Source organism: Paenibacillus jiangxiensis (assembly GCF_046098255.1).
Classification (GTDB): Bacteria; Bacillota; Bacilli; order Paenibacillales; family Paenibacillaceae; genus Paenibacillus; species Paenibacillus jiagnxiensis.
Genome location: NZ_JBJURI010000015.1, coordinates 1 through 14,063, shown reverse-complemented (window position 1 = coordinate 14,063; position 14,063 = coordinate 1). Strand labels below are relative to the sequence as shown.

At 48.9% G+C, this 14,063-nt stretch carries 10 protein-coding genes, 11 tRNA genes and 1 rRNA gene; 1 reads left to right on the top strand and 21 read right to left on the bottom strand.

The window, feature by feature from the left end:
* Positions 1 to 9: 9 nt before the first annotated feature.
* Positions 10 to 765 carry a carboxymuconolactone decarboxylase family protein gene (locus ACI1P2_RS15445; protein ID WP_355320737.1) on the bottom strand — a complete coding sequence of 252 codons (756 nt, stop codon included), beginning with the start codon at positions 763 to 765 and terminating at the stop codon, positions 10 to 12.
* A 451-nt stretch (positions 766 to 1,216) separates the two neighbouring features.
* Here ACI1P2_RS15445 and ACI1P2_RS15440 point away from each other — a divergent pair, with 451 nt between their 5' ends.
* Positions 1,217 to 1,762: a TetR/AcrR family transcriptional regulator gene (locus ACI1P2_RS15440; protein WP_355320736.1), complete on the top strand. Its 546-nt coding sequence runs from the start codon at positions 1,217 to 1,219 to the stop codon at positions 1,760 to 1,762.
* Between the two features lie 239 nt (positions 1,763 to 2,001).
* On the opposite strand, the gene glmS is transcribed toward ACI1P2_RS15440, so the two are convergent.
* The 20 genes from glmS to rrf all read right to left on the bottom strand — a co-directional run.
* Positions 2,002 to 3,834 carry a glutamine--fructose-6-phosphate transaminase (isomerizing) gene (gene glmS / locus ACI1P2_RS15435; RefSeq protein WP_355320735.1) on the bottom strand — a complete coding sequence of 611 codons (1,833 nt, stop codon included), beginning with the start codon at positions 3,832 to 3,834 and terminating at the stop codon, positions 2,002 to 2,004.
* A gap of 209 nt (positions 3,835 to 4,043) precedes the next feature.
* Positions 4,044 to 4,229: a hypothetical protein gene (locus ACI1P2_RS15430; protein WP_408976232.1), complete on the bottom strand. Its 186-nt coding sequence runs from the start codon at positions 4,227 to 4,229 to the stop codon at positions 4,044 to 4,046.
* 183 nt (positions 4,230 to 4,412) lie between these two features.
* Positions 4,413 to 5,753: a phosphoglucosamine mutase gene (gene glmM / locus ACI1P2_RS15425; RefSeq protein ID WP_355320733.1), complete on the bottom strand. Its 1,341-nt coding sequence runs from the start codon at positions 5,751 to 5,753 to the stop codon at positions 4,413 to 4,415.
* A gap of 41 nt (positions 5,754 to 5,794) precedes the next feature.
* Positions 5,795 to 7,240, bottom strand: coding sequence for a CdaR family protein (locus ACI1P2_RS15420; protein WP_355320732.1), 1,446 nt, complete (start codon positions 7,238 to 7,240; stop codon positions 5,795 to 5,797).
* Positions 7,237 to 8,070 (bottom strand): diadenylate cyclase CdaA, encoded by an 834-nt coding sequence (gene cdaA / locus ACI1P2_RS15415; RefSeq protein ID WP_355320731.1) that lies wholly within the window; start codon positions 8,068 to 8,070, stop codon positions 7,237 to 7,239. Before cdaA ends, ACI1P2_RS15420 begins: the two co-directional genes overlap by 4 nt.
* 226 nt (positions 8,071 to 8,296) lie before the next feature.
* A complete protein-coding gene (locus ACI1P2_RS15410; RefSeq protein ID WP_355320730.1) occupies positions 8,297 to 8,911 on the bottom strand; it encodes a zf-HC2 domain-containing protein in 615 nt (204 codons plus the stop codon).
* Positions 8,912 to 9,055: 144 nt separating this feature from the next.
* Complete coding sequence (gene sigW, locus ACI1P2_RS15405; protein ID WP_355320729.1) at positions 9,056 to 9,622, bottom strand: RNA polymerase sigma factor SigW; 567 nt, start codon at positions 9,620 to 9,622, stop codon at positions 9,056 to 9,058.
* Between the two features lie 129 nt (positions 9,623 to 9,751).
* Positions 9,752 to 12,544, bottom strand: a complete 2,793-nt coding sequence (ppc, locus tag ACI1P2_RS15400) for a phosphoenolpyruvate carboxylase (protein WP_355320728.1) — start codon at positions 12,542 to 12,544, stop codon at positions 9,752 to 9,754.
* Positions 12,545 to 12,929: 385 nt separating this feature from the next.
* A tRNA-Gly gene (locus ACI1P2_RS15395) sits at positions 12,930 to 13,003 on the bottom strand.
* Between the two features lie 10 nt (positions 13,004 to 13,013).
* Positions 13,014 to 13,087: transfer RNA gene (locus ACI1P2_RS15390), tRNA-Pro, on the bottom strand.
* Positions 13,088 to 13,122: 35 nt separating this feature from the next.
* Positions 13,123 to 13,199, bottom strand: a tRNA-Arg gene (locus ACI1P2_RS15385).
* Positions 13,200 to 13,205: 6 nt separating this feature from the next.
* A tRNA-Gly gene (locus ACI1P2_RS15380) sits at positions 13,206 to 13,280 on the bottom strand.
* A gap of 6 nt (positions 13,281 to 13,286) precedes the next feature.
* Positions 13,287 to 13,374, bottom strand: a tRNA-Leu gene (locus ACI1P2_RS15375).
* A gap of 16 nt (positions 13,375 to 13,390) precedes the next feature.
* Positions 13,391 to 13,466: transfer RNA gene (locus tag ACI1P2_RS15370), tRNA-Lys, on the bottom strand.
* Between the two features lie 5 nt (positions 13,467 to 13,471).
* A tRNA-Gln gene (locus ACI1P2_RS15365) sits at positions 13,472 to 13,546 on the bottom strand.
* Positions 13,547 to 13,595: 49 nt separating this feature from the next.
* Positions 13,596 to 13,671, bottom strand: a tRNA-Val gene (locus tag ACI1P2_RS15360).
* Positions 13,672 to 13,728: 57 nt separating this feature from the next.
* Positions 13,729 to 13,800 (bottom strand) — tRNA-Glu (locus tag ACI1P2_RS15355).
* A gap of 5 nt (positions 13,801 to 13,805) precedes the next feature.
* A tRNA-Thr gene (locus ACI1P2_RS15350) sits at positions 13,806 to 13,878 on the bottom strand.
* A gap of 1 nt (position 13,879) precedes the next feature.
* Positions 13,880 to 13,955, bottom strand: a tRNA-Asn gene (locus ACI1P2_RS15345).
* Positions 13,956 to 13,986: 31 nt separating this feature from the next.
* Positions 13,987 to 14,063, bottom strand: a 5S ribosomal RNA gene (gene rrf, locus ACI1P2_RS31470); the annotation flags it as partial.

Genomic DNA, 14,063 nt, shown 5'->3' with positions numbered 1-14,063 from the left:
GCGTTTAACTTAAATTTCAGGAATAATTTCATTAATACATGCCAATGCATTCAGTGTTCTCGGAAAGCCTATATATGGGAGGCTGTGGGTAATGGCCGTAATCAATGTTTCCTTGTCATTGCCAACATTTACGTTGCCCTGCACATGTGCCTTCACTTGACCTTCAGCACCACCCAGTGCACATATGATGCAAAGTGTCAACAACTCCCGTGTTTTCAAATCAAGCCCGCCGCGGGTATAGAAGTCCCCAAAACAGAAAGAAGAAAGATAATCCTGTATGTGTTTTTGGTTGGCCGGAGCACTTTCGCGCATTCTGGGAATGACATCGCCAAAAATCTTTGTTTGCACAGCAAGTCCATTGTCGAAACGGGTATCTTCTTCAACCTGCGTTTGGCTTTCAAGCGGCAGTACAATATTCCTCGCTTTGAAAACCTCGTTCACTTCATTACTCGCGTTCAGCGTTTTGGGAAATCCCAGGTACGGCGCACACTGGTAAATCGCCTCTTTGATTTCCACCGGTGTGAGCCCAACGTTCAGCGCGGCGTGAACGTGAGCCTTTAGCTGAGGCAATGTTTGGTTCGCTGTAAGCACAACCAGAGTGATAAGCTCCCGTTGTTTAATATCCAGGTGACCTTGATAAAAAACTTCCCCAAATATAAAGCGACTCAGGATGTCCTGTAAATCCGGATCTGTAGCATACGCGGCAGGGACTCCATCACCAAATAGTTGTTTATATTTTTCTTGGCTCTTTTCAATTCGATTCATAAATAGCCCTCCTGCTTCTTTGGCGACTGAATGAGACTTACATTTATTGAACAAAAAACTATTTATCAACACACGTCTATATTTTAAAGAAAAATGAAATGATTGCAATCGTCAATAATAGACGATTTGTTAATTAATGAACAAATCGTTATAAGGTGTTGATTGATGTATCAAAAATCGGGATCGTCAGGCTTTCATCCGATTTTACGTTCTACTAGGAACTGGTTTCGCTCGGCGTCATTCGACCATTTATCCATGAATGTATCCTCCTCTAAACTCGTCATAGTTATCCAATGCTTTCGACATATTAAACATTGATTGTTTAATCAACTCTCGTTTATAATTCTTAATCAAGAACAGGACACTTTCAATCGGCAATTTTATGTGATGTGCTGATTACTCAACAAATAATAATTATTTGTTGATCATCCAAGAAAGGTGAGCTTATAAAATGGCTAAAGTGGATAGAAGGACACTTAAATCACAAGAAGCAATAAAGAAAGCAGTTCTTGAACTGATGGCTGAAAAAGACTTCGATGACATTACAATTCGTGATATTTCTGATCGAGCAGATGTTAATCGAGTAACGATCTATCTCCATTACACAGATAAATTCGACTTACTTGCTAAGATTATCGAAGAGCATATAAGTAATCTCCGAGAGTTATGTCAATCTGCGTCTGAAATGACTTTTAAAGAAGGAAACTATGTATGGTTTGAATACTTTGCCAACAATCATATATTCTTTTCAACAATGCTAAACACGAAAAGTGCAGCTTATTTTCGTAGTCGGTTCCTTGATCTAGTAGTTGAAGAGTACAAGGTTGAAGTGGATGTAACTAAAGGAAAAAATCAGGGGTTAAGTGAAGATGTTATTCTTCAATTTTTTGGGGCAGCGGTCGTGGGGGCTGTGGAATGGTGGTTCAGGAATGATATGCCTTTACCACCGCGTGTGATAGCAGAACAAACAGGAGTATTGTTAGATAGGAATTTGTAGTCGCCTATCCCCCTTCCACAACAAAAATGGGCCGTCCTCACCTCGTAGGACGGCCCATGATGTTTATAGAACAAAACTTATTTGTAGTTTTTCAGCTCAGAACAACACTTTATTGTAATGAGTCATTAAGGAAAACGTTAATTACCAAAAAAGGGTAGCCCTTTGAAATCTCTTCACTAGGGCTACCCTCTTAATGCTAATAAAATCGGGTGTGGCGGTTCCACACATTTATAAAATAATTACTCCACCGTCACGCTCTTCGCCAGATTACGTGGCTTATCGACATCATGACCCAGTGCGAGAGAAGCGTAGTATGCCAGCAGTTGAAGCGTTACGACCGAAAGCGCAGCCGTCAGAATCGGCAGAGTTTTCGGAATCGCAATCACATGGTCTACGGATTTCAGCAACTCGGCAGCGTGCTCTTCATAGGAGATTGCGAGCACCTCGGCGCCGCGTGCTTTTACTTCCTTGATGTTGCTCAACGTTTTCTCCATCACGGCTTCCTGGGTGAGCAGGGAGATGACTGGAATGCCATCTTCAATCAGCGCCAGCGTGCCGTGCTTCAGCTCGCCCGCAGCATAAGCCTCGGAATGAATGTAGGAGATCTCCTTCAGCTTCAGAGAGCCCTCCTGCACTACAGCGTAGTCTTGACCGCGGCCAATGAAGAACAGATGCTTGTGCTTCGCAATATGCTCGGCATAAGATTTGATCGTATCCGCATTGCCCAGCATCGCTTCTACTTGCTCAGGCAGTGCTTCCATTGCCGCCAGTACATGAGCGATTTCTTCCTTGTTCATTGTTCCACGCACTTGTGCAAGGTACAGACCGAACAGATAAAAAGCAATCAGCTGAGAAGTGTACGCTTTAGTCGAAGCTACGGCAATCTCAGGACCGGCCAGCGTGACGAGCACATCATCCGCATCGCGTGCGATGGAGCTGCCAACCACATTGGTGATGGCGAGCACATGCGCGCCGTTCGCTTGCGCTTCACGCAGCGCGGCTAACGTATCGGCTGTTTCCCCGGATTGGCTGACTACGATCACGAGCGTCTCCGGAGTGATGATTGGCGAACGGTAACGGTATTCGGAAGCCACATCATTCTCAACCGGAATGCGGGCAAACTGCTCGATTACTGTGCGGCCAATCAGACCGGCATTATATGCCGTACCGCAGGCAACGATCTGGACGTTGCGGATATTTTTAATTTGCTCGTTAGACAGCTTGAGCTCCGGCAGAACGACCTGATGATTGTCATGATCGATACGTCCAAGCATCGTGTCCCGGTAAGCTCGTGGTTGCTCATGAATTTCCTTCAGCATGAAATGCTCATAACCGCCTTTTTCAGCAGTCACGGCATCCCAATCGACATGGATCATTTCCCGAGCAATAAAGTTCCCTTCAATCGTCAACAGTTCGACAGCGTCCTTCGTCAGTACAGCCATCTCACCGTCTTCGAGAATGTATACATTACGTGTATATTTTAAAATAGCGGGAATATCAGAACCAATGAAATTTTCGCCTTCCCCTACACCGATGACCAGCGGGCTTGCCTGACGAACAGCAACCAGTCTGTCTGGCTCATATTCAGTCAATACCCCCAGCGCAAACGCTCCCCGGATATGGGTAATGGCTTTCTGCACCGCTTTGACGATATCCCCCTGGTACTCACGTGCGATCAGGTGGGACACGATTTCCGTATCCGTTTCGGACAGGAACGTGTGCCCTTCCTTCATCAGCTCCTCCTTCAGCTCCAGGTAATTCTCAATAATGCCGTTATGAACGACCGAGAACTTCCGGCTTTCATCCATATGCGGATGAGAGTTTACGTCAGAAGGCTTACCGTGTGTAGCCCAGCGCGTATGTCCGATGCCGGCGCTGCCGATCAGTGGAGTACCTTCCAGCTTCGCTTCCAGGTTGGCGAGGCGGCCTTTGGACTTGGCAACTTTAAGACCGTCGTTCGTAAATACGGCGATTCCCGCCGAATCGTACCCCCGGTATTCCAGCTTGCTCAAGCCATCCAGCAAAATTTCCTGTGTATTCTTATCCCCAATATACCCTACAATACCACACATGTTCGATTTCCTCCGATCATCATTTCAGAGCGAACGGCATCAAGAAACAGAGCATGCGGAATATGCGGGAAAGAGTTCATTATGAAGTTGTCAAAGATAACCGAATCGACAATTAAAAATCTTCACGAATGTCACGCATTCCCGTACCGCACAGCTGTTGATGGCCGCACATTCATGAAATGAATTCATAATTTTATAGTTAGTGGCATCTACCGGGTCGTTGTAAAAATGGTCGCCCATTCCTTTTCCGAAAACCGGTTTACGGTTGGATGCATCACCGGGAGGTCCCCGCCGAACATTTCGAACACCTCCACCTCGTCAGCTTGATATGCCGTGAACCTCAGTTCCCCCGCGCATGTATGCAAGCTCTGGCGCTTAGTGGTTGTAAACCTCACTGCCCTCGCCTTCTATTCTTGAATCAAAATACTTAGTACATTATATGCGTGTCTATGTCGATTTGGCAATGGTTTTTGTACCATGCCTGTACCAATTTTTCTTTCATATAATTTCCCGTGCCCGATACCGTCCGAACCCAAAGGAGGTTCTGCAGCGCTCCGGGCACAGGTTTGCTTGCACCTTTACACGAGCTCTTTTTTCACAACTTCGACAATTTCTTCAACATAATGCTCAAGCTCCGCCTTGTCAGGACCCTCCGCCATTACCCGGATCAACGATTCCGTGCCGGAAGGGCGAACAAGCACGCGTCCGTTGTCGCCGAGCTTCTGCTCGACCTTCTGAATGGCTTCAGCGATGGCCGCATTGCCGGGGTAATTGGTTTTATCCTGTACACGGACGTTCACCAGCACCTGAGGATACTGCTTCATCAAGGATTTCAGTTCACTGAACTTCTTGCCGGACGCCACAAGGGTATCGACCAACTGAATGGCGGTCAGCATACCGTCGCCAGTCGTATTATAATCCAGGAAAATGACGTGACCTGACTGCTCCCCGCCCAGATTGTAGCCGCCGCGGCGCATTTCTTCCATGACGTAACGGTCGCCAACAGCCGTTTTCGCCGTTTTCAGGGAAAGCTTCTCAGCCGCTTTATAGAAACCGATATTGCTCATAACCGTAGACACGATCGTGCTGTCCTTCAACTTGCCGGCACGGTTCATGGCATCCCCGCAAATGCAGAGAATGAAATCCCCGTCTACCTCTTCCCCGTTTTCATCAATGGCGATCAGACGGTCCGCATCCCCGTCAAAAGCAAGCCCGATATCCGCTTTCAGGCGAAGAACCTCTTCCTTAAGCTTCTCCGGATGTGTAGACCCGCAATGATCGTTAATATTCAAGCCGTTTGGCTCCGCTCCGATTGCGATCACTTCCGCCCCCAGCTCAGCGAAAAGCTTGGGAGCCAGTTCGTAAGCTGCACCATTGGCACAATCCAGAACGATTTTAAGTCCTTTAAAAGAGTTGGAAACTGTCGTCTTCAAGTAATCCAGGTATAGGTAACGGGATTTGTCATCCACGGTTACTGCCCCCAGTCCGCTTCCCACAGGGCGAGGCAGCTGATCTTCCTCCGCATCCATTAATGCTTCGATCTTCAGTTCCGTCTCGTCCGACAGCTTGAAGCCGTCCCCTCCAAAAAACTTGATTCCATTATCCTCAACCGGATTATGGGAAGCGGAAATCATTACCCCCGCATCCGCTTTAAGCAGACGTGTTATATATGCAACGCCTGGTGTGGATACCACCCCTAGACGGATTACATTCGCTCCAATGGACAGCAGTCCGGCCACCAGCGCCGATTCCAGCATTACCCCCGATATCCGGGTGTCCATGCCGATCACAACCGTCGGTTTCTCCACATTTCCAGCCAGCACGTATCCGCCGCAGCGTCCGATACTGTAGGCCAATTCCGCCGTCAGCTCTTTATTTGCTACGCCTCTTACGCCGTCTGTACCAAAATATTTTCCCATTATAATGACTCCCTCTTTAATATATATATGTCTGGTTTATCTTAAGGCTGACCTGTATCCGCTGCATCGTTCTGACTGCCCTGCTGGGTGGCATCCTGCCCGCCCTCCGGCGTTCCCCCTGCCGCAGCGCCATCCGCAGGCTGAGAGTCAGGAGCGCCTCCGGCACTCGGGTCGCCGCTCTGCCCCGTTGAATTTGTTCCCGTGTCCCCTTCCGGGTCCGTAACAGTTGGCTCCGAACCACCCTGCACTTGCACGGTAATCGTTAAAGAGGCTCCTTCGTCTGCAAGTGATACGTACTTCGGCAGCGTTGCCTTGAGGGGCACATCATGCTGCCCAGGCTCCAAGCCCGTAACATCCGCAGCCAATATAATATCGTTATTCGTCAACTCCTTCACTAGATCTTCCGGTCCAATGATACTGACATTCATGGTCTGGCTTTCCGGGTTCACTATCGTAACACTTCCGGAATCACCAGCTCCGCTGATTTGGATCGGAACGTTCTCTATCGTCCTCTGCGTTGTGGGTACCGCTCCATCCGGAGCTACTGTAACATCCAGTGTAATTGATGCCGGATCCACTCTTTCCGCCCCGTCAGGCACGGTCAGATTGGCCTGAACCTGCTTGGTCCCTGCTTCTGTCAACGTGCTGAGATCCAGTGTCGCAGCAACATTTCCCGTTATTCCTGACAATACAGAGGTTGGAGCATACACACTTGCCTCTGTCACGCTGGGCTTCACACTGGCCAGAACCAGGCCATCCGGCAGGTCTCCTGTGTAGCTTACCCGTATTGGCATTGTTTTGTAGCCCTGAACAACCGGCACTTCGGCGGACACCGTAGCCGGCTCAATCACAGCCTCCTCAATTTCCTGCCCATTCTTATCGTATGCTTTAAGCCGTACTCTGCGTTCGGCCACATTTTCTTTCGCTCCGCTTACATCCACGGTACCGCGTACAGAAGCCACCGCTTCAAGCCGGCTCTCAGCCAAAGTGACATTCACTGCTGCAGGGTCCGAGGAAGGAATACCAAGCCTCATGCCAGCCGCCGGCTCACCGTCCGTCGCAATGGTTATATTGAATGACTTCGTTTTCTTCTCTTCCACCGTTACCGTAACCATGGACGGATTAATGGAGATCACTTCAACTTCGGAAGGCAGATCAGCTCTCAGCGGCAGCGTCTCTGTCCCCGCCTTCACTTTAGATAAATCCACAGTTACTTTATAGTCATCCGTAAAAAACGAAGTCAGCAGGGAACGCTGTCCCCTAACTTCAAGATTTACCCTGTCCGTACTCATGGCAGAAAGCACATAGTTGTCATCCAGTCCTACCGCCTGAACCGCTACATCTTTTATCGTTTTATTATCATAAGCCGTTGTAATTCCCGGCGAAGTCGTGCCGCTGTCCAGATGGACCATAGCCCAAAGCAGGATGCTGATCAACAAAGCCAGTATTTTGGAAAAAGTTGCATTATTAAACCATCTGTCCATCATGAGTTGGTGGCGCCTCCCCCCCGCTTCCAGAACGGCTTGCGCTTTTCCTTAATCGATGTGGCCGGGCGCAGTTCCTCATATAATTTGGAGATCAGCGATTCTTCCTTAATGTCCCTCACTACCTGCCCGTTAATGGCAAGCGAAATTTGGCCTGTCTCCTCAGACACGACAATGGAAACCGCATCAGCCATCTCACTGACGCCAATCGCGGCCCGGTGTCTTGTACCAAGCTCCTTGCTGATAAAAGGGTTCTCCGATAGAGGAAGATAACATGCTGCGGCTGCGATTTGGTTGTTCTGAATAATAACCGCCCCGTCATGCAGAGGCGTATTCGGAATAAAGATGTTGATAAGCAGCTCCGAACTTACCACAGCCTGGGTTCTTATCCCGGACTCCGTATATTCGTTCAGGCCGGTCTCGCGTTCGAAGACAATCAGGGCACCAATTTTCCTGCGGGAAAGATAGTTCAGCGCCTTGATAATCTCGCCGATCAGCTTATTCAGCTCTTCATCCTCGGCAGACGAGCGGCCAAACAGCTTCCCCCTGCCGAGCTGCTCAAGCCCCCGCCTGAGCTCAGGCTGAAAGATAATAAAGACCGCCAGCACCCCAAAGGTGAACATCTGGTTCATCAGCCACTTCAGCGTATACAAATCAAACCAGGTGCTGAGAGCCCATATCACAACCAGCACGAGGATTCCTTTCAGCAGCTGAACTGCCCGGGTGCCCCGTACCAGCAAAATAATCTGATATATAATGTACGTTACAATTAAAATATCGATCAAGTCCTTAATGGACTCTTTCCAGGTCATATCCGTAAAGTACTCCAGCATGCGCATGCCCCCGCAGTGTCAGTAATAAGTGGGTCGTTTAAAGCGTCAGTATGTATATAGTATGGTCTCTTTATCTAGGTTATAACGATCGCGGTCAGGTTGCAAGCCGAACTCCGAATTTAATGGTGCATTCCGGTTATTTTCACAAATTTCTGGAACCCTCTAATTCAAAAAAGCGCCCTTTTCGCGGAAAAAGGCGCTTTTTATAGGTACTGCCGGCCAAGCCCTAGCGGTATGCCACTTCCGTGAACAAATCCGAAATTTTATACCATACCCAATCCAGTGCCCGGTCAATGCTCTTTACCTGTCCCGATATATGTGCGGTTGAGGCCTGATAATAGGATCCGTCAATCACCGTCAAATTTCCTTCTACATCCCCGTAGACCTGAGCAGTTCCATTTTCCACCGTCAAATCTCCATTGATGGCCTTGCCTTCAGGCACAATTACCGTGTTGCCATGGATGACCACCTGATCCAGATTGTCCCCACGGACCACTAGCTGGCTGGTCTGGCCCCAATTGCTTAAAAGACTGGATAGGATGACAACGAGAAAGAAAGCCGCAGCAGTCGCAGCCGGATGCCTTTTTATCCATTTGACCCATGGCTGTTGCCGTTTCGGTGTTGGCATAACGCCCAAAATCCGATCGGTCAGCTCATCCGTTACAGAAGGCAGGGGATGCTGGATTCCGAACAGCATCATTTCGGTCCGCTCCAGCTCTTTAAACCGCATCCGGCAATCCTGGCATTCCAGCAGATGATCCTGCAGCTCTTCCTTTTCCAGCTTGGACAGATCGCCATCCAGGTATAGGTGCATCAAAGAGACGGCCTCTTTGCATTCCATATGAGCCAATCCTTTCTTGTAGTCTTCCGATTTGCAGCCAGCAGACGCGGACACACTCAGGTCGGCGCATCCCGTTGGCGCAAGATCCGTTCATACAACATTACATACGCTGTCGCAGCAGATATGTTTCACAAAAATAAAATGCTACAATTTGTGTTCAAGCTTTTTCCGCAAAAACTCACGCCCCCGGTGTACCCGCGTCTTAATTGTCGTGACCGGCAAATTAAGCACATCACTGATCTCTTGGAGGGACATATCCTGTAAATAGCGGAGCACCATAATAGACTTGTATTTAGCCGGCAGGTTGTCTATAGCCTCCCGGATTTGAGTCTGCGTCTCCAGCAGCAGGGCTTCGCCTTCAGGTGTACGTTCATCGCTTGGAAGCATGGCGTACCCATCGCTACCCTCCTGCTCATTGATTTCCGCATCCAGAGAATATGTAGGCTTTCTTCTTCGCAACCGGTCAATGCATAAATTGGTAGCAATCCGGTATATCCATGTTGAGAACTTTTGATTGGGATCATACTTATCCAGATTGCGGTAGACGCGTAAAAACGTCTCTTGTACCATATCTTCAGCTTCATGCCGATTTCCCAGCATGCGGTACGTCAGATGAAATATTTTATCTTTGTAAAGCTCCACTAGCTCCGCAAAAGCCCGCTGATCCCCTTTAAGAATCAGCCTGACTAAGCGGCTGTCCATGTTTTCCACCGTTATTCCCCCAGACTTGCTGATGGGCTGATATGATTTTCTTCCTGCTAACAATAACAGAGCAGTCGGGTCCTCATTAGAGCACCCGACTGCATATTTTAAAGCATCTCTGCACTCTCTGCAAACGCATCAGCCGGTATTCCTTAGCCCTGCCGCAATGCCGTTGATGGTAAGCAGTACCTCCCGCAGAAGCTCTGCGTCTTCGCCGCTTTGCTGTCTCGTTGCGCGCAGCTCGCTTAGCAGCTGCACCTGCAGGTAGCTTAGCGGGTCGACATAAGGGTTCCGCAACCGGATGGACTCCTGAATAACCGGGACATTATCCAGAATTTCGTTCTGCCCTGTAATTTTCAGTATCAGGCTGGAGGTCAGCTCATACTCCTGTGTGATTAGTCCGAGTATACGCTGGCGTGCTTCATCATTCCCCGTCATACCGGCATACTCCTTGGCAATCAGCAGATCCGCTTTGGCGATGGCCATTTGCAGCGTATCGATCAAGGAACGGAAGAACGGGAACTCCCGGTACATCGTCTGCAGCACCTGCAAGTTCTCTTCCTTGTCCTGGTAGAAGCTTTGCAGCCCTGAGCCGGCCGCATACCAGGCTGGCAGCAAGTAACGGCTCTGCGTCCAAGCAAACACCCAAGGAATTGCGCGCAGATCCTCGAAGCGGTCGCTGTTTTTGCGCTTCGACGGCCTGGAACCGATGTTCAACTCTCCAATTTCCGGAAGCGGCGTAGACTCTTTAAAGAAGGAGAAGAAATCCGGATCACGGAAAATCAGGTCCTGATATTTCTCCAGCGAGACTGCGGAAATCTGTGAGATAATTGTTTCCCACTGTTCATTCAGCTTTTCTTCCTTGCCGGAGCGGCGGTACATGGCCGAGGTCAGCAGAGCGGATGTCGCCTGTTCAAGACTGCGATAAGCGATTCCTTTTAAAGAATAACGGGACGAAAGAACTTCTCCCTGCTCTGTAATCTTGATCCCTCCACCTACCGTTCCCGGCGGCTGAGCCAGAATGCTGCGGTTCAGCGGCATGCCTCCCCGTCCAAGCGCTCCTCCACGCCCATGGAAGAATTTCAGCTTGATATCGAACTCACCCGCCACTTTGGTCAGCTCGTTCATGGCTACGCGAAGCTCATAATTCGCCGTTACGACTCCGCCATCCTTGTTGCTGTCAGAATAACCGAGCATAATTTCCTGCATTTGATTCATCGCTGCTACCGACTGGCGGTAAACCGGAAGCTTCAGCAGTCTTCTCATGATTTCCGGAGCGGCATGCAGGTCATCGATCGTCTCAAAGAGCGGAACGGACTGAATGCTGCAGACAATCGTCCCGTCCACTTCCTTACGGAACAAACCGGATTCTTTGGCCAGCACCATCACTTCCAGCATGTCGCTCGCACCTTGTGTCATACTGATCAGGTAGCTTGTGATACATTGTTTACCATATTCCTGCTGAGCCTTGTAGATGGTCTGGTAGACGTTCAAGCATTCCCGTGTGCTTTCGCTGTAATCCAGGTAACGCGAAGTGATCGGGCGCGGATCATTCATCAGGGTTTCCAGAAGCTCAATCTTCTCTTCTTCGGACAGAGCTTTGTAATCAGGCGTGATATTCATTTTTGCCAAAATCTCCGTCATGGCATTTTCATGCTCCTGGCTATGCTGGCGGATATCCAGAGTTGCCGTATGGAAACCAAACAGCTCGACCTGACGTATTACCTTTTGAATGTAAGTATCCGCCACATAATCAGCAAAGTGAGTACGCAGGCTGCTGTCGATAATATTAAGGTCTGCAATAAGCTCTTCAGCGCTTGTGTACTGCTCTTTGGTGCCCCTTTTGGCATCATCTAGCACGTTGTTCACTTTGGCGATCATGTAGGCCAATTTAATACGATACGGCTCTTTTTCATTATGCCAGATTTCCATCTTTTTTAGAGGAACATTTAGTTTGTCCTGCTCAATGGAAGTCAATAGCTCCTCGGATACGCTCACGATGCTTGTGCTGAAGCTCAGCGAACTCATTAGGTCATACAGAATGCGATGATACTCCCGCACAGCCAGCTTGCGCTGCATCCGAAGGGTATCCAACGTAATATCGGAGGTTACAGAAGGGTTTCCGTCTCTGTCCCCGCCAATCCAGGAACCGAAGCGGAGATAAGTCGGGATATGCCATCTTGTATCCGGATAATATTTATTCAGACAACGTTCCAGCTCCTGATACACATCAGGCAATACATGGAACAGCGTCTCATGGAAAAAATACATGCCGTTGCGGACTTCGTCCAGTACCGTCGGTTTGCGGTCCCGCAGCTCATCGGTTTGCCATAGTGTTATGATCTCATTCAACAGGTTCTGACGAAGCTGTTCGCGCTCACGGTTGGTCAGCGTCGGATTATCCAATTGCGTTACATAATCGGATATGCGCTTGTGAATATCCAGAATAGCCCGCCGCACGGCCTCTGTCGGATGAGCGGTCATCACAAGCTCCAGGGAAAGCTCCTCCAGTATGGAGTGTACATCCTCTGCTGTGAATCCCTGCTCCTTCAGCTCCTGAACGGATTTTTCGATAGAGCCGGGCTGGATTTCCTCACCGGCAGAGCGTTCGTAATCACGCTTTCTGCGAATACGGTGATTTTGCTCTGCGATATTCACCAGTTGAAAATATATGGCGAAGGCCCGGATAACCTGATGCCGGATTTCCGGCTCCAGATCCCCGATCATGGATTTGAAATCATCGAAAAGCTCAGGCAAAAATTCGGCCCGTAAGGATTTGCTCGTTTCTCTTATTCTCTCTACGATATCAAGAAGCTCATTGCCTCCCTGGTGTACAAGAACCTCCCCGAGAATCGTACCCAAAAAACGAACGTCACGCCGCAGTAGATTGTTGGATTGGCTTTTATTTGCGGTCAACGTAAGCTCAGTCATGCTTTTCCTCCCATCTTATCCGATATTCACACCACGAAAAATTGACACTTTCTTAACATCATACAATAAAAATCGGTGAAAAGCTTTAATTTTAAACGGAAAATTTCGAGGAAAAAGAACTTTATTATTTCCAGTAGGTATGTTTTTTTATTCACAAAGGCAAATTATTATTCCCTATGTAACTTCCGCGTATAAAAGAACGATTTGCCTTGAAATCAGAGCTTTAGTTCGCACTTTTGAATAGTTCATACTGCTGCTCCTTAGAGTTTGGATGTGTATAAATGTATATAGAAAAAAGGAGAAAGCCAAACCATACCGAGTGCTTTCTCCAGCCTATATTCTTATTGAAATGCAAAAAAAGCCTTGCGGCTTTGTATGTACACAATGGAGCGGGTGATGGGAATCGAACCCACGCTACCAGCTTGGAAGGCTGGAGTTCTACCATTGAACTACACCCGCATATGAAGTATCGGGACGACACGATTTGAACATGCGACCCCCTGGTCCCAAACCAGGTGCTCTACCAAGCTGAGCTACGTCCCGATAATTCGAAATAATGCAATTTACTTGAAGCATTATGGCGTCCCCTGAGAGATTCGAACTCCCGACCTTTTGATTCGTAGTCAAACGCTCTATCCAGCTGAGCTAAGGGGACAAACAATGGAGCGGACGACGGGAATCGAACCCGCGACCCTCGCCTTGGCAAGGCGATGCTCTACCGCTGAGCCACGTCCGCAAAATATGGTGCGGTCGAGAGGACTCGAACCTCCACGGGGGGTTAGCCCACACGGACCTGAACCGTGCGCGTCTGCCAATTCCGCCACGACCGCATATTTTAGAAAAAACTGGTGAGCCATGAAGGACTCGAACCTTCGACACCCTGATTAAAAGTCAGGTGCTCTACCGACTGAGCTAATGGCTCGCAAATGGCTGGGGATATAGGATTCGAACCTATGCATGACGGAGTCAAAGTCCGTTGCCTTACCGCTTGGCTAATCCCCATTATGCATATGAATAAAATTCCCCATTACCAGTCATTTTATTAGAAATATGGTGGAGGCTGAGGGGATCGAACCCCCGACCCTCTGCTTGTAAGGCAGATGCTCTCCCAGCTGAGCTAAGCCTCCATTTATGACTTCCGCGAACCCCATGAGTTCTCACCCTTGAAGCTTTAAAGAAAGCTATGACCCGTAGGGGATTCGAACCCCTGTTACCTCCGTGAAAGGGAGGTGTCTTAACCCCTTGACCAACGGGCCATATAAGCTCTCAACCGGGATCGAACCGGTGACCTCATCCTTACCATGGATGCACTCTACCTACTGAGCTATGAGAGCATGGCTCCCCGAACAGGACTCGAACCTGTGACAACTCGATTAACAGTCGAGTGCTCTACCAACTGAGCTATCAGGGAATATATGCGCTTGGATAACAAGCGCAGTTCCGCCTGGCAACGTCCTACTCTCCCAGGACCCTTCGGTCCAAGTACCATCGGCGCTGGAGGGCTTAACGGTCGTGTTCG